This window comes from Moorena sp. SIO1G6 (assembly GCF_010672795.1).
Lineage (GTDB): Bacteria > Cyanobacteriota > Cyanobacteriia > Cyanobacteriales > Coleofasciculaceae > Moorena > Moorena producens.
Genome location: NZ_JAAHFZ010000005.1, coordinates 113,667 through 134,529, shown reverse-complemented (window position 1 = coordinate 134,529; position 20,863 = coordinate 113,667). Strand labels below are relative to the sequence as shown.

13 protein-coding genes and 3 pseudogenes are annotated in these 20,863 nt (G+C 43.5%); 7 read left to right on the top strand and 9 right to left on the bottom strand.

Annotated features, from left to right (window positions below; all coding sequences use genetic code 11):
• The first annotated feature begins 25 nt into the window (after positions 1–25).
• Positions 26–778: a class I SAM-dependent methyltransferase gene (locus tag F6K63_RS06855; RefSeq protein ID WP_287311391.1), complete on the top strand. Its 753-nt coding sequence runs from the start codon at positions 26–28 to the stop codon at positions 776–778.
• A gap of 135 nt (positions 779–913) precedes the next feature.
• Here F6K63_RS06855 and lnt read toward each other — a convergent pair whose 3' ends face one another.
• The 4 genes from lnt to F6K63_RS06835 form a co-directional block, all read right to left on the bottom strand.
• Positions 914–3,007 carry an apolipoprotein N-acyltransferase gene (lnt, locus tag F6K63_RS06850; RefSeq protein ID WP_287311468.1) on the bottom strand — a complete coding sequence of 698 codons (2,094 nt, stop codon included), beginning with the start codon at positions 3,005–3,007 and terminating at the stop codon, positions 914–916.
• A 67-nt stretch (positions 3,008–3,074) separates the two neighbouring features.
• A complete protein-coding gene (locus F6K63_RS06845) occupies positions 3,075–4,307 on the bottom strand; it encodes a glycosyltransferase family 39 protein (protein WP_287265378.1) in 1,233 nt (410 codons plus the stop codon).
• 503 nt (positions 4,308–4,810) lie between these two features.
• Positions 4,811–6,640: a tetratricopeptide repeat protein gene (locus F6K63_RS06840; protein ID WP_287265380.1), complete on the bottom strand. Its 1,830-nt coding sequence runs from the start codon at positions 6,638–6,640 to the stop codon at positions 4,811–4,813.
• Positions 6,641–6,999: 359 nt separating this feature from the next.
• Positions 7,000–7,917 (bottom strand): branched-chain amino acid transaminase, encoded by a 918-nt coding sequence (locus F6K63_RS06835; protein ID WP_071103340.1) that lies wholly within the window; start codon positions 7,915–7,917, stop codon positions 7,000–7,002.
• 435 nt (positions 7,918–8,352) lie between these two features.
• Here F6K63_RS06835 and F6K63_RS06830 point away from each other — a divergent pair, with 435 nt between their 5' ends.
• A complete protein-coding gene (locus F6K63_RS06830; RefSeq protein ID WP_008179504.1) occupies positions 8,353–8,937 on the top strand; it encodes an FHA domain-containing protein in 585 nt (194 codons plus the stop codon).
• 78 nt (positions 8,938–9,015) lie between these two features.
• Positions 9,016–11,040, top strand: coding sequence for a mechanosensitive ion channel domain-containing protein (locus F6K63_RS06825; RefSeq protein WP_229419839.1), 2,025 nt, complete (start codon positions 9,016–9,018; stop codon positions 11,038–11,040).
• A 189-nt stretch (positions 11,041–11,229) separates the two neighbouring features.
• On the opposite strand, the gene F6K63_RS06820 is transcribed toward F6K63_RS06825, so the two are convergent.
• The 4 genes from F6K63_RS06820 to F6K63_RS06805 form a co-directional block, all read right to left on the bottom strand.
• Positions 11,230–11,739, bottom strand: a complete 510-nt coding sequence (locus tag F6K63_RS06820) for a pentapeptide repeat-containing protein (protein ID WP_287311390.1) — start codon at positions 11,737–11,739, stop codon at positions 11,230–11,232.
• 120 nt (positions 11,740–11,859) lie between these two features.
• Positions 11,860–11,988, bottom strand: coding sequence for a hypothetical protein (locus F6K63_RS06815; RefSeq protein ID WP_287311389.1), 129 nt, complete (start codon positions 11,986–11,988; stop codon positions 11,860–11,862).
• Positions 11,989–12,405: 417 nt separating this feature from the next.
• A complete protein-coding gene (locus tag F6K63_RS06810) occupies positions 12,406–15,486 on the bottom strand; it encodes a DUF4407 domain-containing protein (protein WP_287311387.1) in 3,081 nt (1,026 codons plus the stop codon).
• Positions 15,487–15,776: 290 nt separating this feature from the next.
• Positions 15,777–15,983 (bottom strand): hypothetical protein, encoded by a 207-nt coding sequence (locus F6K63_RS06805; protein WP_131826981.1) that lies wholly within the window; start codon positions 15,981–15,983, stop codon positions 15,777–15,779.
• On the opposite strand from F6K63_RS06805, the pseudogene F6K63_RS37660 reads away from it, so the two are divergent.
• The 4 genes and pseudogenes from F6K63_RS37660 to iscB all read left to right on the top strand — a co-directional run.
• Positions 15,885–16,089 (top strand): annotated as a pseudogene (locus F6K63_RS37660) (IS982 family transposase); the annotation flags it as partial. The gene F6K63_RS06805 and the pseudogene F6K63_RS37660 overlap by 99 nt on opposite strands.
• Before the next feature lie 70 nt (positions 16,090–16,159).
• Complete coding sequence (locus F6K63_RS06800) at positions 16,160–16,390, top strand: hypothetical protein (RefSeq protein ID WP_287311385.1); 231 nt, start codon at positions 16,160–16,162, stop codon at positions 16,388–16,390.
• Positions 16,391–16,844: 454 nt separating this feature from the next.
• Positions 16,845–17,000: pseudogene (locus F6K63_RS06795) on the top strand (IS630 family transposase); the annotation flags it as partial.
• 123 nt (positions 17,001–17,123) lie between these two features.
• Positions 17,124–18,030: pseudogene (gene iscB / locus F6K63_RS06790) on the top strand (RNA-guided endonuclease IscB); the annotation flags it as partial.
• 163 nt (positions 18,031–18,193) lie between these two features.
• On the opposite strand, the gene pheT reads toward iscB, so the two are convergent.
• Positions 18,194–20,638, bottom strand: a complete 2,445-nt coding sequence (pheT, locus tag F6K63_RS06785; RefSeq protein WP_287311384.1) for a phenylalanine--tRNA ligase subunit beta — start codon at positions 20,636–20,638, stop codon at positions 18,194–18,196.
• Positions 20,639–20,863 lie beyond the last annotated feature (225 nt).

Below are 20,863 nucleotides of genomic sequence, written 5' to 3'. Positions count from 1 at the left end.
TCCACTGGCGAGGGAATACAAAAAAATGAGTGTTTTATCCGACTTGATTAGCGATCTCAAAACGGTGTATCATCTAGCCAAACCGATCCGAGGGGATAGCCATCAAGAGCGATTGGAAAACTTTTATCGTACTCAATCAACGGATTACGATCGGTTTCGTCGGCGTTTGCTAAAAGGACGAGAAGAACTTTATCAATCCCTTGCCGATGGCGATAGCAATGGCAGCGTCTGGGTTGACTTCGGCGGCGGTACGGGGTCGAATTTGGAATCCATTGCCGATCGCCTCTCTAAGTTTAGTAAAATTTACATTGTGGATTTGTCCCCTTCCCTGCTGGAAGTGGCACGAGGGCGAATAGCTGATCGCGGCTGGACAAATGTAACCACTGTCGAAGCGGATATCACTCAATTTTTACCGCCAGAAGGGGTGGCGGATATCGTCACTTTTTCCTATTCTTTAACCATGATTCCCGAGTGGTTTGCGGCCATTGAGCAAGCTGAACAGATTTTGAAGCCAGGGGGAATGATCGGGGTTGTGGATTTTTATGTGTCTCACAAACATCCCCCTCAAGGATGGCAATCTCATTCCTTTTTAGCTCGTCACTTCTGGCCGATTTGGTTTGCCACGGATAACGTTTTTCTTTGTCCCAATCGCTTAGGCTACTTGCATCACAAATTTGATACTGTGTCTTTGACAGAAAAAATGGGAAATTTACCATTCCTACCTGGGTTTAAAGTTCCCTATTATAGGTTTATTGGTCGCAAACGAGCTAAAACGTGAAGTTGATCTAATGGTGGTTAGTGGTACAAAAGTAGTGATTTTAGCCCCGGAAACCTTGACGCTTACCGCAGCAAAACCACTACATGTTGATCACTACCTTGTCAATGAAATAGGCAAATTAAATGCAACGGCAGTTCAATTGACCAATCCAACACCAACTCCAAACCAAGCCAACACCAACCAGCCAATTCCCCCTAACCCTAATAACACCGGAGTCAACCAATTCCCCCAGCGCACATACAAAGTCTGAGTCTGTCGTCGATAAATCGTATCTGCGTGCAACTCATAGGTATTAATCCCCGATAGCCATAGTGTTTTGCCATGGGGGTCTACAATACCGGAATAGCCGGTATTGGTTGCTCTAACTGTCCACCTATCTGTTTCAATGGAGCGCATTACATCTTGAGCATGGTGCTGGGCAGGCATACTATTACTGTAATGGGCATTATTTGATGCAGTGATGATAAACTGCCCACCAGCGGCAGTTTGATAGCGGAAGTGCTCAGAAAAAGCTGACTCATAACAAATTCCTACCACTGCTTGACCAAAGGGTGTTTCTAATAACTGGTCAGGCTTACCTGCTGCTAAATGAGCATCAAGAGGGGATAATCGGTCAATTAAACGTCCTAGGAATTCTTCAAAAGGAATATATTCTCCTAATGGCACTAATTTCACCTTATCGTAACGGCTGAAAGTCTCACCAGTACCGGTGACAGTAAACAGACTATTGGTAAAGCTACGCCCTCTTTGCCCATAGCCTCCTACCCAAACTAAAACCCCTTTATCTAATATTGCTGAGTAGAAGGAACTAACAGTACGAACCTGTTCTTCCCAAAGAAAAGGTAAGGCAGTTTCAGGAGTTAGCACTGCGTCTACCTTTTGATCTGCCAATGTCTGGTATCCAGTAGTGTAACCTTTTATAGCACGCTGCCAGCCAGCGGAGTAAAGTTTGATTTCATTGGGGATGTTTCCTTGAATAATACCGACTTTAATAGCAGAATCTTTTGATTGCTCAATTGGTTTGCTATACAGTAACCATCCGAGCAAATGTAAGCTGATTAATAACCCGATTGCTATACCTAAAACGGTTAAAGGTTTGTAGGGGTTGAAGGTTTGTAGGGGTTGAAGGTTTGTAGGGGTTGAAGGTTGAAGGTTTTGAGGGGTTGAAGGTTTAAGGTTTTGAGGGGTTGAATCTTGAAGGTTTGTAGGGGTTGAAGGTTGAAGGTTTGTAGGAGTTGAAGGTTGAAGGTTTTGAGGGGTTGAAGGTTGAAGGTTTGTAGGGGTTGAAGGTTTAAGGTTTTTAGGGGTTGAAGGTTGAAGGTTTGTAGGGGTTGAAGGTTTAAGGTTTTTAGGGGTTGAAGGTTTAAGGTTTTTAGGGGTTGAAGGTTCAAGGTTGGTTTGTTGTTCGCGTAGCGTGGCCTTTTGGCCAAGGTTGTTGTGATCACTTTCAACATTAAACCTGCCAACCTTCAACTGATTAACCTTCAACCTGCCAACCTTCAACTGATTAACCTTCAACTGATTAACCTTCAACCTGCCAACATTAAACCTGCCAACCTTCAACCTGCCAACATTAAACCTGCCAACGTTTAATCCGCTAACCTTCAACCTGCTAACGTTTAATCCGCTTTCAGCTATTAAACCATTGACGGCGACAATAGCTGCTGTAACTGTTATTGGACCGGATAATTGACCGAGGTGCAAAATTATCAGGTTATGGGGACTTTGGGTATAGGATAAGGAAGACCAGTACAGGGGACTCATACTCCGCAGGGTTTCTATGCCACACCACAAGCCTGTACCGATTAGAACCCGCAAGCAGGAGGTTAAAAGAACATAGTTTTGAGTGGGGGTAGGGAGATTTATATCACGATTTAGATCAGGATTTAGATCACGTTGTTGTGTAGCTTTGGTGGATACCCATTTAATTGATTGAGTTATGGATATTCCTATGGCCCAGACAGCTACTAGGAGTGCTCCCCACAGGGTAATGAATATCCAGCAGAATAATGCGATCGCAATACTAGCTAGCCATGGTACCCCCATCCAGTCCATCGGGTGAATACCAGTAATCCAAGATAGAGCTAAGCCGTGATAACCGATACCCCAGATCAGACCAGATAAAGCATTGTCACGAATACTCTGACCCCTGACTACTATGAACCATAGCGGCACTAGGGCAATCCAGGCTAGGGGCCAAGCTTCCGTTGGTGATGGTGTCAGTCCCATCAGGATGCCACCTATTAATGGTAATAGTAAACGATGTATAGACAAAATGAACTATATAAATAAAATCTCAAGTTGGCGCACCACCTGCTACACGATACAAAGTTGTGTAGTAATGCACTAGACCGCTACCCACTGCTATGGCGTAGATCAGAGTTACTAAAACAGCTACCCGACGTTGCCAACGCCAAACTTGCATCAAGCCTGCTGCTAGAAGAATTAAGAAATAGGGGGATACAATTAGTAGATAGCGAGCTTTCCATATGGAACTGGAAACATAGGATATCAATAAGATAGATCCGGCAGGTAATAATGCCCACACTTTAATCCACCAGAGTTTCGTTGAGGGGTGCCTGCTCAATAGAGCTATAGCAAGCAAGCCGATTGCCATGGCTGTATATGCCATGTAATAGAGCAAAGGTACAAGATTTGAGGTTAACACATGCTCTACAAGCCACTCCATGATAGACTGCTGATTGAGCTGTTTCATCAGGTCGTTGGCACTGATGCCTGACCCTAGTAAGTGTCTCAATGGCCAAAAAGCTGTCAAGTGGGTGACTTCAGAGATAATTAAGATAATGTTGGGTTTTGGGTACTGTGTAACCCAACCTTTGAGGAATTTAGTGGAAGACTCATTAACTGCTGATACCAAAGGAAGCCAACAACTCCCAATCAGCAGCAGCCTGATTCCAAAGGCAAATAATCGGCGCTTTTGATTACGGAACTGCCATCCAATTAATACCATATCTGGCAGAAACAAGGTCACACTAACGGGAGTAGTCACCAGGGCTAGAAACCTGGCCACAGCCCACCAGTTGATGGCAGCAAACCTGGGATTTTCAAGGGCATGAGCTAGAGCCAAGGTACCCCCTAAACTTAAGAAGGGGATTAGGGTGTACATCCTTACCTCTTGGGCATGGTTGATAAACAGAGGTGAGAGGGTTAGTAAGAGGGCGGCAATCAAGCCAACTGGCTTTCCTGCTAAGCGACGACCCAGCAGGTAGATTAGGAAGATACTGCCTAGTCCAAAAATCACAGATAGCCCACGCAACCAAACGGTGCTAGTGCTAAACTGCATCCAAATGTAGAGAATCATGAAATAAAAGGGACGTGTCAGATTTTTGGGAGGCAGTGATATCCCACTCTGGGTTTTGTTAATGCTAAATAGTTCATCGTACCATAAGCTCTCTGTGCCGAGTTGATAGATGTACAACCCAGTAGCGACTAGTAAAATTAAGCCGATCGGCATCCACTTCTCGAGCCAATTTGCTCTTATTCCAAGTGCTGGTGTATTCAGTTTCATGGTGATGGACAGTTAATTCAAATTAGTTAAGTAGTATTATTTAACTAATATTAGTTAAATCAAATTAGGGATTGTGAGCGCAATCCTAGTATTCTGTGAATTTAGTTTTGAGCATTAGGGGAAATAGCAATCCGTGTAGGAATTGAGATAATTTTGATGCCATATTCCCTACTCCCTGTTCCGGTGATCCGCTGTTCCCTTTGCTAAAGTGTTAGATTTTCGTATTTAATCCCTAGGGCTATCAGCTCTAATGCTTAATAGCAATTAAACGTAATAGTAGAGGATTTTCCCGTTTCTAAGACCAAAACCCAAAATCTTTATCAGATATTTAAATAAATCTCTGATCTTTATCAAATAATTATATTTCCTGATACCAAGTTGCGGTCAAACGTACAACTTTCTCTTCCGCCAATCTCCCTATCTCCCTATCTCCCTATCTCCCCATCTCCCTATCTCCCTATCCAACCAATCTACTCTCTTTGAATGCAACTCGGTATGAGTGATCAACGACCTAATTTTTCCCTTGCCTGCTGACGCAGATTCTTAGCATTGGGGTGATTCGGCTGGATTTGAAGCGCCTTTTCCATGGCATTGATCCCTTGATCCAATTGACCAACGTCCCATAAGGCTGCCCCTAGATTACTCCAAGCATCAGCAGAATTAGGATTGAGTTTAATTGCCCGATTATATGCTTCTATGGCCTCCCTGTAGCGACCGAGTTTATGGAGGGCTACTCCTCGGTTAATCCAGGCGTCAGCAAAATCGGGCTTGATTGCGATCGCTTTCTCGTATAAAGTTAGCGCTAGAGTTATGGCTGTTGGGGTGTTTTGGGATTCGATAGCTGCACCTTTACTCCACAATGCTTCGGGGTAGTCAGGTTTAAGGGCAAGGGCTTGATCGCAGGCAGCCAGTCCTTCTTGAGTACGCCCCAAGGAATTCAGGCTATAGCAACGACCCCAATGAGCTTCTGCTAAATTTGAGTTGCTTGCGTTCGCGTAGCGTGGCCATAGGCCAATCGCTTTTTCGTAAGTCATCAGTGCTTGCTGGTACTTTCCTGCTTGCCGCAAGCTATCCCCTTGGCTGTTTAATTCTGTTGCAGTTGGTTGTGTTTCGGTAGAGGATGTCGATTTAGCAGCTGATTCGGTATCGGATCCGGGAGTAGTTTGTTCGACTGAGCTGGTAGTAGTAATTTCAGGGGTGTTGCTAACTACGGCTGGAGTTGCAGGTTTTGACTCAGAGGTGGTGGTCGAGGTTTCCGCAACGGTATCGCTAATGTTGTCAGTTTGAGTGACAGGTTTGGGAACTAGAAAAGTCTTAGTACCGATAACAGCAATACCGATACCCATCCCTGCTAAGACAGTAATCATTAACCAAGGCTTCATTAACCATCTTGGGATGATCTCTGATCTGGCCTGGGTTTGTGCTGATGTTGCTGAAACAGAAACAGTCTCTTCCGGAACTGTAGCAGACATAGCTATTGTTGGTGCAGCAGTTAGCCTCTGAACTGCTGCAAACGCTTCTACTGCGGTCGGATAGCGGTCACGGAAATCATAGCGCACCATACAGTCGAGGATATCCGCTAATTCTGAGTTAACTTGGATGTTAACTTGGATGCGATCGCGCCAGTTGATTTCCCCTGTTTCGGAGTTTTCTTTCAGGAACTTGGGATGAATTCCGGTTAATGCCTGGATACCTACCATACCCACCGCATAGATATCGCTGCTAAAACGGGGATTGCCACCGAACTGTTCTTTGGGGGTGTAGCCATGACTGCCAATAGCAATGGTTTTGGTTTGCCCGGTTTCGGGATCGATAATCTGGGTGCTAGCTTGCTTAACTGCCCCAAAATCAATCATGACAACTCTACCATCCTTGCGGCGGCGGATTAGGTTTGGGGGTTTGATATCACGATGGATCACACGTTGCTCATGGACAAATACTAGGACTTGTAGAATATCTTGCAACAGACCAATCACTCGATTTGATTCCCAAGGCTGACTGATTTCTTGGTTGAGGGGTTGTCCATCAATAAATTCTTGCGCCAGATAAAACTCGTGATTTTCCTCAAAGTGCGCCAGCAACTGGGGAATCTGATCGTGGTTACCCAGCTGGTAGAGGACTTGGGCTTCTCGCTCAAATAGGCGTTTGGAAATTTCCAAACACTCAGGATCCGTCACCTGGGGTTTTAGCTGTTTAATCACACATTGGGGAGTTCCTGGCAAGTGCAAGTCCTGTGCCAGAAACGTTTGACCAAAGCCACCTGCTCCCAGCTTGCTGATGATTTTGTAGCGACCGCCTAGGGTGTTTGGGGAATTTATCGGTTGATTGTTCATGGTTGAGGTTTGATTCTACTCCCTATCCCAGAAGTCGCTACAGGTTTACAGGTTTCTATAAGCCGGAGTTTAATTTTAATTTTAAGCAATCAGCTATCAGCTAATGCGCTACGCGCACGCTACGCGAACAGCTATAGCAGAAGTCATTTGTCAGAAGTCATTTGTCAGAAGTCAAACTCTTGCGCTTACAAAGGGTGTGAGACTTTTGTCATGTCCTAACTGCCCTGGCGACTGCTATATCAGCTAATGCGCTACGGGGAAAGTCCCAGGGTCGAAGCCTGTGCCACGCTACTAGATCGGTGCTTTTGAATAAAATAAGCTGACGGCTGACCGCTGACGGCTGAATGCTGACGTTTAGTTCATTTATTAATTTTAACCGTATACACCCAGTCTTTGTATTTTGGTTCCCGATTTTCGGTAATTGCTGCTAGGGTATCCTTGAGCTTTTCAGTTATTGGTCTGTTTGGAGATAAGTGATAGTTTTCGATTCGTTTAACTGGAGTGATCTTTGCCGCTGTTCCACTCAGAAATACTTCATCAGCAATAAATAGTTCTGATTTATCAACTGGTCGTTGTATAGTTGGCAAGCCCATGTCTTTAGCAAGGGTTAGAATACTATCCCGAGTAATTCCTTCCAGGATATCCTGGTCGAATCCAGGGGTAATCAGCTGCCCATTTCTGACCAGAAAGATATTCATCCCAGAAGCTTCCGATACTTTTCCATCAGAATTCATCATAATGGCTTCATCAAAGCCAGACTCTACTGCTTCGCTTTTCGCCAAGGAAGAGGTAATATAAGCTCCACTAATTTTACCTCTCAAGGGTAAACTTTGGTCTTGTTGTCGATACCATGAACTAATCCGACAGCTAACTCCCTCAGGAGATAAATAATCTCCTAATTCTAATCCATAAACAAAAAAGTCTTTTTCAATATTATGCAGTCTCGGGGAAATTCCTAAATCTGAGGTATAGACAAAAGGGCGGATATAAAACGATGTAGTTGGTTTATTTTGTTTGATAAACTCAACGATAATAGTCTCGATTTTATCAGGAGGTAAATTGTAGTGTAATAACCGGGCACTATTACTTAGGCGTTGGCAATGGCGGTCTAACCGAAACAGTAAACATTGCTGTGGGTTTTCTGGGTCAGGGAGACAGCGTAATCCGCCAAAAGCTCCCGTGCCGTAGTGCAAGGCATGGGTAGCAATGGAAATTTTGGCGTCAGCGAAAGGGACAAACTTGTTCTGAAAGTAAGCAATGGGCAAAAAATCAGGCATAGTTAAAATCAGTGCTTCAAGATTAATTTATCTCAGTTTAACGAGATGCTGACAGCATGGTCTCAATGGCATTTAGCCTTCTTGTCACCCCGTCAGGGGCAACTGGCTGCTAGCCATGACCTATCCAAAACCTCACACCCGACACCCTATCTAAGTTTCACCCTTGTTATCATCCCCTGAGCATCGGTGGGTATGGTTGACAAAAACTTTTTCATGTGCTAAGCAAAACTCAGCACTCACCACTGACCTACTCAGCACTGATAGGTGCATCTCACTTTTGTTGTTTGACCCGATGGTGCGTTACGGGCAGCAACCTAACCCGGGCGTTGAGGCTGAAAATTAGGGCGAGCTCCCCTAACGCACCCTACAGAACATTTTCAAAGATGAGATGCACCCGCACTGATCCACGATGTTCCAGTTACAAGGAGTGAAATCTTGGCTGAACCGATTTATATTCAATTGACCTGGGAAGACCCAGAAACGGGCGAGTTAAAGAAACCTGTTCTGAGACCGCCAATTGCTGTTGGTCGAGAAAATGACCATTTGCCAGAACACTTAGCAGGTCAATCTGTGTCTCATCTGGTACTTCTTGACAAGGAAATTTCCCGGTATCACGCCCTGATCACAGTGGCTAATACCCAACTCTATATTACTGACCGCAGCGCCAACGGTACGTTTATTAACGGGCGGAAGATTCGCTCTGGTATTCAACCTTTCTCAAGCAAGGACACCCTGCGGATTGGTCCGTACAAAATTACAGCGACCTTGAAACGGGAAAATGATCTCAACGCCACTGCACAGAACTTTGACCAGACGAGTCTATTAGGTGAGAAAAGTGTCACCAACTCTCTGCCCAAGAATAAACCTGTGGTTTGGTTGATTGGCTTAGTGGTACTGTTAATAATGGGAGTCGGCACTTGGTTCGTGGTCAGCGGTCTGCTGGAGGGGTTAAAACCGGGAATGCAAGATGAGAAAAACGATTCCTCTACAAATTTAGAACGGGTAGTCCACAACAGTTAGTTACCTCAACTAGTTACCTCAACTTTAGCCATGAGATTCAATAGTTATGGAAAATGAGAGCTAAATAGAACGTAACCTATGGAATCTCTTCTAAATGTTCGATTTTCCATTAACCCTTTCCCAAGAGCTAGGCTTCGGCGTTGCTTGGGATTGGTGTTGCTAGGTGTACTTACCCTACTGCTCACCCTATTACCAGCCTCTACCTTAGCACAGGAATTCTTGGCAAATGGTAAGGAGAAAGCTCCTGTGGTGGTGGATGGTATTGAGTTGTTTCAAGTGGGCAACGCTGGCAACTTTAGCGCTACTGAGCGAGCCGAGCTGATCAATCAGCGGTTAGCAAAGGAGGTGAAATCTCTACAAAAACCTGAATATGTGGACATTGAATATGTCGGGCAAAACGAGGGGATTCTTCGTACCAAGTTTACCGAGCGCATTATAGTCACGATTACCAAGGCAGATCAAATTCCTGATACTGATCCTCTTGAGCAAGCCGAGAAATGGGAGAAGCTGATTGAAAGGGCAATCCGGCAGGGCAAACAACAGCGCATGCCAGATTATAGTCGTCAGGCAGTAAGGTTTACAAGCATAGTGCTGGTGTTGTTAATCCTGTTGTACTTGCTGTTACGCTTGTTCAGGCAATTTGCCTTGCGGAAACTGACCTCCTGGCTAGGGAATCCCGCTTCTCCTTTTTTCCCTTGGCACGACCCAGCCAAATTATTTCTCGGGGCAGCCCTGTTAGGTTTACAGGTTATCCTGTGGACTACAGTTATCTTAACTATTAGTGATCTATTTCCCCAAGTTCGCAGTTGGCGTTATGAACTGTTAAACTTCCTCAAGTCTCCTGTAATTGGTCCGGGAGAAAGCAAATATTCTGCGATCCAAGTGCTGCTGTTGGTGGTATTAACCGTTGTGCTATGGTTTGGGGTTAGTGCCCTCACCAGGCTATTCAGGCATTACATCTTGGGTAAAACTGGCGCTGATTCAGGGGTGCAAGACGTGATTGCTCTCCTGACCCAGTATGTCCTGACGTTTTTGGGCATGATTATCATACTCCAAAGTTCTGGGTTGGATTTGAGTTCCCTAACCATTTTTGCTAGTGTCTTAGGGGTGGGGATTGGCTTTGGTGTGCAAAATATTGCTAACAACTTTATCAGTGGCTTAATTATCACCCTAGAGCGACCGATTCAACAGGGGGATTTTATTAAGGTAAACGATTTAGTGGGAACTGTGCAGCAAATTGGTTCCCGCAGTACAGAAATTTGCACGTTGGATAAAGTCACAATAATTGTGCCCAATGCCCGCTTTTTAGAAACTGAGGTAATTAACTGGAGTCACGGTAACCCGATTTCCCGGCTCAAGATTCCAGTAGGAGTGGCTTATGGCTCTGATGTGGAGCAGGTCAAGAAGGCACTCTTGGCAGCTGCCAAGAGTCACCCGGAAGTGTTACTGAGGCCCTATCCCCAAGTTTGGTTTCAGGAATTTGGTGAGAGTTCCCTCAAGTTTGAGCTGTTGGTCTGGACTGGAGACCCCAAGCGACAGCCTAAAATCAAGAGTGACCTCAACTACCGGATTGAGAAAAGTCTGCGTCGCTATGATATCCATATACCATTTCCTCAACGGGACCTCCATGTGCGATCGCCTCAGTTAGAGAAATTGCTCATGGCTTGGCTGGGGGAGCGTCAGCCAAAACCGCCAGAAAACCAACTCTATATTCCTAATGGGTATCAGTCTGAGCCGCCCACCCAGGATTCCTTAGTTTCAGGTTTCCTAGAGCCGATGGATGAGGTAGATCTAGACTCTTACCCTACCGCTCCTTTGCAAGAGGATATGGTAACACTAGACATTGAAACCTTGGTCGAGGAAATGCGTCAACCAGGAGGGTTGGAAATTAAAGACCGTCGCTATCGTCTCAATAGCTATGGATGCTGTTTTGTGGGGTCAGAAGCCGTAGATTGGTTGGTAAAACGGTGTAATTCTACTCGGGAAGACGCAGTGACTGTTGGACAGATACTGATTAATCGAGGTATTATTCATCATGTCGCAGATGATCATCCTTTCCGGGATGATTATTTGTTTTACCGTTTTTATCTAGATGAGAATTAACGTAAGCTATCAGCTATCAGCTATCAGCTATCAGCTATCAGCTATCAGCTATCAGCTATCAGCTATCAGCGATTAGCGCTACGCGAACAGCTTTTAGCTTTTAACTTACAGGCAAAGGCCAACGGCTGACCACTGACGGCTGACGGCTGACAGCTGACGGCTGACAGCTGAATACTTAGATTAATTTCATTAACATCCTAAAGAATAGTCAGTATCAACACCAGTTATAGGATTAGTACCAGAAGCAGTTTTGCTTTTGCATAGCTCCCGGTCTTGGTTATAATCCAAAATTGCAAAGGTGAAGTCAGCGCCAGTAATATCTGCACCCACAAATTTGGATTTCGACATCAATGCTTCTTCAAACACTGCATCGGTTAAATCTGCTCTCTTGAAGCTAGAACCATTAATGAATGCATAGGTAAAATCTGCTCCATGTAGGTTAGCATTCGTGAAATCAACTTTGGTAATGTCCGCACCTATAAACTTAGCCTTGCTCAAGTTAGCTGACTGTAAATTGACATTGCTAAAAACCTTGTAACTAAAGTCTTTACCGGAGAAATCTTTACCGCTTAGATCCTTGTTTTCATAGGTAGCGTTAATGGTGGCAGCGCTTTGGGCTTGGGCTGGCAGAGGCAACACTAGAATAGTTAGTGCTAGTAGAAAGGCTGCCAGGTGTAGAAAGTACTTGCAGTACTTCATGAATCGCTCTAATCCTCCTTTTGATTAAAAGTTGCTGACAAGGGTAACTATATCAATCTCTGTGAGAGTTGTGAATAGGTAAATATAGGGCAATTGTCAGCAAGGTTTGAGGGAGATTGCTTATGGTTTTAAGGCAAGAGGCAAGAGGCAAGAGGCAATAGGCAATAGGCAAGAGGCAAGAGGCAATAGGCAAGAGGCAATAGGCAAGAGGCAAGAGGCAATAGGCAAGAGGCAAGAGGCAATAGGCAATAGTGATGCTTCAAAAAGTAGTATATAAGATTACGGAATTCTGTTGGGAAGCGATTGACCTTGGCCTTTAGGCCACGCTACGCGATGCTCGGTACGAGCCGCTACGCGAACGCAAAAAAACAGACTTTACTGAGTATAAATACTTGTTTAATGAATAGGAGTAGAGTGGGCATCCTGCCCGCCCGAAAATAAAGAGGAAACTGGCAAGATGCCAGTTCTACACAAGATGCCAGTTCCACGCAAGATGCCCATTCTACAGGTGCGACCCAAGGGCGCGAGGGATTGCTCGCGCCCTAGGAGGCGCGCACCTAAAAACTCTTAAAATCATTCCATTATTAAGCAACAGCTTACTTTTTTAGTATCCTTGAAGAACATATTGTCAGTGAATTGCAAACCGCTGTATTTTGTTTTTGTAATTTATTGTTCAAACTCCTGAATTTTTTTCATGTATTTTTTTGATGCTCCTTCAGATAATTGAAGTCTTTGTTCTTTTTTAATGCGGAAATATTCATTATAAATTTCCTGACTTTCTTTCTGCTCAAGTAAATAATCATAAGGACCTTTGCCAGACAAAAGTTTAACTAATATAGGTGAGATTTCAATAGTGACGAATAAGGCAGTGATTAGCCAATTAATATTACGAATATTCGGATCGTCTTTAGATAGTTCTTCTAAAGCAACAAGACGGGCTAAGAAGCCATCTGATTCTTTGTCAATTTCTTGATTCAGTTGTTCTAAGTTACTCTCTGGTGACTGCAAAATCAGGTTACGTTCTTGCCTAAGCTTATCTATTTTTTCCTCTTTCTCCTTAACTTTATTATCTAATTCAATAAATTGTTGTTTTATTTCATCTGCATAATTTCGTTTGTCTTTATAAACAATTCCTTTTCCAAATTGGCCTGTTCCCTGTGTACCTTCTGCTTCTGCATTAGCCACATTTTCGGCGTCTTCCCATTCATTTTTGTACTTGTTTTTTTCTTGATTTAAGGCTTTAATTTCTTGTTCTAATTCTTTTATTGGTTCGCTAACTTTTTCTTTTCTTGCATCATCTTTTTGTTGTTTTATTTTCTGATTAATTTCTTTTTCAAAAAGCCTCAATTCAAGGGGTTTAGCCACCACAAAGCTTAATAATAAGGCTATTACTAATCGAAGACTAGTTGCTGCAATAAATGACAATTTTAAATTTGATTCCGATTTTTTTCTCTTAGAGCTTAAAATTAAAAAACGATCTAAGTTAAAAACTATAAAACTCCAAAAAATTCCTCCTACACAAGAAGCTGCTACAGAACCGAATACTGTAAAAAGAGCATAACCACCGGAAAAAATAGCCGTTGTTGATGTTAGCAAAACCGTGGTACCAATTGCTGTATATTTATATCGTTCTGTCAAACATTCTTTTTGTGCCAAAATATGATGATCTGCACCAGCAGACCATAGCAATAATTTTTCTAGTGAATTTAAATTATCTTTAATTGTTGGAGCCTGTATTAGGTGTTGAAGTTCAGCTGGTAAGCCAATTTCGTTTATAAAAGTACCAACCGCTTCAACACCATAAGCATTAAGAGCACTTTTGATATTTTCTGTAGCTCGTTCCTGGATTTGATCCCGTTGTTGTAAGAAGTCTAAGACATTATATTCTTGAGCATAATTACGGAAGTAATTACCAACCATCGGTTCTAATACCCTATTCACAAGGTTTTTAATGGAGCTATATTTAACCGCACCATTAGACAAGCAGCTAAGAACTCCTCCTTGTTCCTCAAATTGCTCAGAACTATTAGCATTTGGTGAACCCACACGAGAGACCATTTTAGGAGAATTTTTTGGAGTAATATTAATAACCTGTGTGACTTCAATTTTAAAAGTAAAGCCATCTTTAGAGCGAAGGTCTAAGGTTTTCAAATTAGAATCGTAGTTGGTTGCTGGTTTATCTCTATTCGTCCATTCCAAAGTTATTTCATGGGCAGGAACTATTACTATATTTTTCACTCTTGTATTGATAGGATGTGTTCCAGCTTCTATTGGTATGTTCTGAATCCCTTTATACCCAATTGGAACGATATTAAACTGATAACCATTAGTCGTTTGCTCTTGATTTGCTTGGCTATTCTTACCAACATTTGAGATTAAAACTCCAACTGTTCCAGATTTAATATTAGTTAAAGGAACTTGTTCAACTTCCACAAACCAAGGATTTAAACTCCAAAAACCTTCTTCGATAAATTCTTCTTGTAAACCTCGATAGCCACCTTTTTCAATAAACTCCTGTGGCTCCTGAAACTTATTATGTCCCTTAATAACTGCTCCCGCAATCTCCCCTCCTGGTAAGGGCTTACCATCAAAAGTGGTAACAATACCAATTTTACCTGATTCAACTCTGTAAACTTTTAATTGTTCTGGCTTCAGTTCATATTGCTTGGCATTGTCCGTAGTAACTACTGTAAATAGTTCAGTGTTTATTCTATAGTAACCTTCAGTAAGAATTGCTCGCTGTTTACCTTGTTGACCACCGTTTTTGACAAAGGCTTCAACATTCTGAAAATTATCGCAATCTACAGCTTTACCTAGTATTTGTCCTGGTGGTAGTTCAGCACCATCTTGAGCAATAACTAGCCCTATCTCCCCTGATCGAATATTAATTAATGGTACATTGTGAACTTTAAACAACTCTGTATTAATGTAGTGAATTCCAGGAGGAAGAATTGCTAATTGGTTCCCTTGTTGACCGCCGTTTTTGATAAATGCTTCAGCGTCCTGAAAAGTGCCACATTCAACAACTTTACCAAAGTTCTGACCAAGTGGAAGTGGCTCACCATCCCTTGCTTCCACTAACCCTACTTCATTAACTCCAATTTTGATAAGTTCAACTCTCTTAATTTTGAAAAGTTCTGTATTAATTGCGTATTTGCCAGTAGTAATAATCTTTAACTGTTGGCCTCTATATCCTCCATTTTTAATAAATGCTTGAGCATCTTCAAAATTGTTGCATTCAACAGCATCACCAAAGGTTTTTCCAATCGGAAGTGGCTTGCCATCTTTCGCTTCTACTAAGCCAATTTCATAGTCATTAATGTAAGTAATTGGCCTTATTTCAACAGAAAACAGTTTAGTATTAAGGCGATAAATACCATTTTTTAAAATACCTAACTGCCTACCCCGTTGACCACCATTTTTGATAAAGGCACGACCATCTTGAAAGTCATCACATTCTTCGACAACTTTACCAAACATTTTACCTGTGGGAAGAGAATCACCATCGTTGGCTGTTACTAATCCAATTTCATCTTTATCAATCTGTATAGCCTTTTGTATGACAACTTTATACGTCAACGGAGAGCGAAAATGTCGTCCAGGACCAAGAGTATCAACCTGCCAACCCATTTCTCCATTAAGAGCAATTTGACGATTAGATGGTAAAGGACTACCAAACTTTTGATAAACAATTCCCATCTCATCTTGAGAGATTACATAAACGCCAGGTGCCCGATCAATTGCCATAACAAAAACTCCACTTAATTAGTTAACTAATTATTTAAAATAATAGTCTTTCCCTACCTTAATCGTTATTATTTGAACGTGAGTTCGAGGAACTGGACAAAGGTGAAAGGTAAGCATTCAGCTATCAGCTATCAGCTCTCAGCTCTCAGCTCTCAGCTTAAGCGCTACGCGCACGCTACGCGAACAGCTCTCAGCTAATGGGCTACAGATGGTGCTACTTGAGATGCTATCAGCTAATGGCTTGTGGCCACGCTACGGTAACAGTTTCTCCCCATAGCGTGAGCCTTGGCCTATGGCCACGCTACGGGAATGGCTGACGGCTGACGGCTGACGGCTGAATGCTTACGGTGAAAGAAAGGCGCTCGACTAGATTTGAAGCCATTGAGTCTCAGCCAGCTATGACCAATATTGTATCGCGTTTGGATATCACCCGTATGTTCTGTGAAGTAGACGACTTTTTTCAGTTGTTTGAGTGTTACTGGCAGCAGTTGCCCCAATTACCTTCCATTGCAGGGGAACGATCCTGTCGCTCTCGAATGAGTCGAGGGTGAGATGATGACCATCGTGATCGCTTTTCATGGTTCTGGGTTCCCTAGATTCAAAAAGTAGTATATAAGATTACGGAATTCTGTTGGGAAGCGATTGACCTTGGCCTTTCGGCCACGCTACGCGAATGGTCACGCTACGCGATGCTCGGTACGAGCCGCTACGCGAACGCATTCTGGGGCACTTTGCGATTGACCTTGGCCTTTCGGCCACGCTACGCGAATGGTCACGCTACGCGATGCTCGGTACGAGCCGCTACGCGAACGCGAAAAAACCGATTTTACTGAGTATAAATACTTGTTTATGCTCCTCTGACCCATTGCATTTCCATGTGGGTGCTATAGCAAAGAAAGTATAGTTTAAGACATAGTCTTTTGATTGAAAGGGAGTGCGATCGCTTTTAGCGTGACCAAAGGTCAATCGCATAAGCGCGGAAGCTGAGGCCTTTGGGCCACGCTTTGCGAACGCTTCATCGCGTAGCGTGACATGCAGGTCAATTAAGTATTTCCTATCTCATAAAGTCACTCAAAACCATTACGCTCCCTATTTACTATTCCCTTTTTTTTAACTATATCCAATTCCAGCACCGTACAATTTCTTTCAATTACCCCTCAAAAAAAAAATTATCAAAACCCTTGACAAGTATATATTATAATCGTTATGATTATAATATATACTTCAAAACCACTTTTGAACTATGCCTGACAACTTTCGCCCGAATCATGAAAACAATCCTGAGGAAATCACTCCTAAGCTGTTCGGCATTTAAATTGGTATAATAAAAATTAATAAATAACCCAATAATAGGAAATATGCCAGCAAAAAATTATCTGACACAAGAGCAAAAAACAATACTTCAAAAAGCCTTAAAAATAGAAGAAAATGGAAATATTAGAGAACGTATTTTAATTTTGCTGTTGTTGAATAGTGGAAAAACACAGTTAGAAATTGCTGAAGTTTTGGGTTGTGATAGAATAAGGGTAACATTTGCAACAGATAGGTCTTATTGACAATTTGAGACCTATCTTTTTCTATCACAGATCGTTACACTCTTGACGTATCAATCGTTTCAAGCCATATCGTCGCCCCCCCAGGTTCAAAACATTTTAACTTGGGTTGAAAGGTTGAGTCGATTGTGCCCTATTACCGGCATCTCTCAAGAATTAGTCAGGTTTGATACTCAAAAACTGCAAAATCCTGAAATATCTGGAATCGAGTATCAACAAGGAACACTTTATGGCTATGAACTCCGAGAATATTTACTTGAAAAATGGAATCGTAAATGTGCTTATTGTGGGACGACAGGAACTCAATTAGAAATTGAGCATATTAAGCCATTATCCAAAGGTGGCTCTGATTGGCCTTTCGGCCACGCTACGCGATCGAGTTTCTAATTTAGCGATTGCATGTCACCCATGTAACCAGGCTAAATCTAATCAAAACATTGAACTTTTCTTGTCTAAAAAGCCTAGTATCTTGAGACGCATACTAAGTCAAGCTAAACGCCCTCTGGCTGATGCGGCTTCTGTCAATACAACCCGATGGAAGTTGTACCACGATCTCAAGTCAACAGGGCTACCTGTTGAAGTAGGTAGTGGCGGATTAACCAAATTCAATAGGTGTAGTCAAAATCTTCCGAAAACTCATTGGTTGGATGCGGCAAATGTCGGGAAAGTCGAAACATTGATTATCGAAGTAACCAATCCTTTGATAATAACCGCCAAAGGACATGGCACTCGTCAGCTCTGTAGAACCAATAAGTATGGGTTTCCCACTCGTCATTGCTCCAGAATCAAATTTCACAAAGGCTTTCAAACAGGCGACATCGTTCGTGCTGTAGTAACCAAAGGAAAAAAGATCGGTACCTATATAGGACGGGTCGCAACCAGAAAATCAGGGTTTTTCAATATCTCAACTAAATCAGGATTGGTGCAGGGCATCAGTCACAAATATTGTCAATTTATTCACAGGAAGGATGGTTATGCTTATACGACTTAGATCCTGTCCTCCCTTTCCTGAGTGCCTGTCACCTGGGGGAACCCCAGGTGTTTATATGGCACGTCTCACCGCTTCTCGCGATTATAGCGGGAGACGACCGGGAGGCAGACAGATGAAGGATGAAGTATGAATACTTCATCCTTCAACCGTTTAACTTCTCCGTTTAACTTCTAAGGCTAACCCCAAATGTTTCCTCTAGGGCTTCTCGCACTTTCTGATGTACTGGCTCGACTTCTGCATCAGTAAGAGTGCGATCGCTAGCACGGTAGATTAGCCGAAATGCCAAACTTCTCTGTGCCTCAGGAACAGACTCCCCTTTATATTCATCAAACAATTGCACTGACTCCAACAAATTCCCCGCAGCTTTGCGAGTTGAACGTTCGATTTCTGCCACTGACACTTGTAGTGGTGCAAAGAACGCAATATCCCGGTCAATGGCTGGGTAGCTGGAATAGACTTTGAATCGGGGAGTCAGAATTTCATCGCGATCAAGAGCCTCTAAAATTAGCTCCAAGTCCAAATCAAATACATAAACCTGATCGGGAAAACCTCTTTCTGAGCGTAGCTGGGGGTGCAACTGCCCAAATTTTCCTAATTTTTCACCTTGCAACCACAAGGATGCAGTGCGTCCTGGGTGAAGACGGGGATCGCTGTGGTCTGGTTGGTATTCTACTGTCAGACCGCAACGGGAAAACACACTCTCTAGTACTCCCTTAGCCTCGTACCAGGTCATGGGTTCGGAATGCCCTCCCCTGACCCAGTTACCTTGGGTGATATTTCCCCCTAAAATCCCGGCAATAGCATCAGCTTCTGCGAAACCCTCTTCTGGTCGCCAGAAGATCCGACCAATTTCAAAACCGTTGAGTACACCGTTGCCTTGCTCGATATTGTACTGACAGGCATCAATCAGCCCTGATAGTAAATCCGTCCGTAGGGATGAGTATTCCGTAAACAGGGGATTATCGAGACGAATTTGGGTCTGTTCCTCTGGCTTGACCAAGGAATACTGGACTAATTCGGTCAACCCAACTGCACGGAATTGCGATCGCAGTTTTCGCTTTAAAAATTCCTCAGCAGATAGATAACCTGGTTCAGTCTTGTCTGGTAAGCTATCACAGAAGTTGTCATAGCCGTAGAGACGGGCAATTTCTTCAATTAAATCAATTTCCCGCTCTAAATCCCGGTAGCGGTAGGGCGGTACAATCACTTTCCATTGGGGAGAATCTTCGGTGCAGCGCGGTTGTAGTTGACATCCGAGGGCAGTAAGGATTCTTTCCACATCTTCTGGCAGGATTTCCCCAAGCTCCTCTGCCTCATTAACTGGTCCTAAAATCTGATTGACACGGTCAAGACGTAACTCAATCGAACGTGCCCAAGTGGAGGGGTCAGGGCGCTGGTCAGCAATACTCTGGGTTGTGGGGGTACCAGCAGCTAACTCAGTAATTAATGCGATCGCTCTTTTACAAGCAATATCCAATTCTGCTTGATTGACACCACGCTCATAACGGGCAGATGATTCTGTCCGTATGCTTTGACTGCGGGAAGAACGACGAATAGTCACTGGATCAAACAGTGCTGCTTCCAAAACAATAGTTTGGGTGTTGTCGTTCACTTCTGTGGCTTCCCCACCCATAACCCCAGCCATAGCAACCGGTTGGTCGTTAGCTGTGATCAGTAACGCTTGTGGTTCCAGGGAACGGGTTTGACCATCAAGAGTAGTCAGGGATTCCCCACTGTTAGCAAAGCGGACACCAATGGTCAGGTTTTCGACCCCAGCAACAGCTTGCAAGCGTTCCCGGTCAAAGGCATGGAGGGGCTGACCCCATTCCAAGAGAATGTAATTAGTGACATCCACTACATTATTAATCGGTCGCACTCCAGCGGCTTTCAAGCGCTGTTGTAACCAATCCGGAGAAGGACCAATCTTCACCCCTTCAATCACAGTGCCAATATAGGCGGGGCAAGCTTTCGGTTCAGATACTTTCAAGGTCAAGGCATGGGATGCTTCTGGAATAGACACCTCAACAGTTTCTGGCAAGCTTAAGGATGCCCCAGTTAAGGCCACTACTTCTCTGGCCACGCCCACCATACTTAGAGCATCCGCCCGATTAGCCGTAGACGTAACATCAAGAATGATATCAGTTAACCCCAGTAAAGGACGAGCATCACTGCCTAGGGGTATAGTTTCTGCCTCGAAAATATGAATGCCAGCGGATTCCTTGGCCAAGCCCACTTCTGCTAAGGAACAAATCATCCCTTCTGAGCGAACACCTCGCAGTTTTGAGGCGCGAATTTTCAAATCAATAGTTGGTAGGTAGGTTCCGATGGTGGCCACCGGCACGTAAATGTCTGGTCGGACATTCGACGCACCACAAACAATATTCAATGGGTCACTCCCACCAATATCCACTTGACAAACCCGAAGCTTATTTGCATTAGGGTGAGGCTCTACCTCCAGAACCTTGCCAATCACCACGCCATCGGCCAGGGTTCCCAGGTCTTCAATATCTTCTACCTCAAACCCAGCCATAGTTAAGGTTTGAGCTAGCTCTTCTGGTGTCAGAGTTACCTCTACTAGTTCTCGCAGCCAGTTTAACGATATACGCATGGACTCCTAAATTTTTTTGCTGAACTCTAATATAAGGTAATAAATAAGGTGCAAGTTGCCGGTTACTTCCACCAAAACATTTTTCTATTGTGATCGGGATAACCCCTTAACGCTTGACCAAAAATAATGGGTTTCAAGCCCCGTCCTAAAAGGACGGCTTTAATTTTAATGGCATCCATTCTTGAGCTAACGCTTGCATCATAGCTCAAGAATGGGTGATAATTA

Excerpts from the sequence above, each read along its gene's own strand:
- F6K63_RS06825 (WP_229419839.1), top strand. The coding sequence starts at position 9,016 with ATGGAATCTCTTCTAAATGTTCGATTTTCCATTAACCCTTTCCCAAGA.
- F6K63_RS06835 (WP_071103340.1), bottom strand. The coding sequence starts at position 7,917 with ATGCCTGATTTTTTGCCCATTGCTTACTTTCAGAACAAGTTTGTCCCT.
- F6K63_RS06820 (WP_287311390.1), bottom strand. The coding sequence starts at position 11,739 with ATGAAGTACTGCAAGTACTTTCTACACCTGGCAGCCTTTCTACTAGCA.
- F6K63_RS06855 (WP_287311391.1), top strand. The coding sequence starts at position 26 with ATGAGTGTTTTATCCGACTTGATTAGCGATCTCAAAACGGTGTATCAT.
- lnt (WP_287311468.1), bottom strand. The coding sequence starts at position 3,007 with ATGGGACTGACACCATCACCAACGGAAGCTTGGCCCCTAGCCTGGATT.
- F6K63_RS06845 (WP_287265378.1), bottom strand. The coding sequence starts at position 4,307 with ATGAAACTGAATACACCAGCACTTGGAATAAGAGCAAATTGGCTCGAG.
- F6K63_RS06840 (WP_287265380.1), bottom strand. The coding sequence starts at position 6,640 with ATGAACAATCAACCGATAAATTCCCCAAACACCCTAGGCGGTCGCTAC.
- pheT (WP_287311384.1), bottom strand. The coding sequence starts at position 20,638 with ATGCGTATATCGTTAAACTGGCTGCGAGAACTAGTAGAGGTAACTCTG.
- F6K63_RS06800 (WP_287311385.1), top strand. The coding sequence starts at position 16,160 with ATGGTCACGCTACGCGATGCTCGGTACGAGCCGCTACGCGAACGCATT.
- F6K63_RS06810 (WP_287311387.1), bottom strand. The coding sequence starts at position 15,486 with ATGGCAATTGATCGGGCACCTGGCGTTTATGTAATCTCTCAAGATGAG.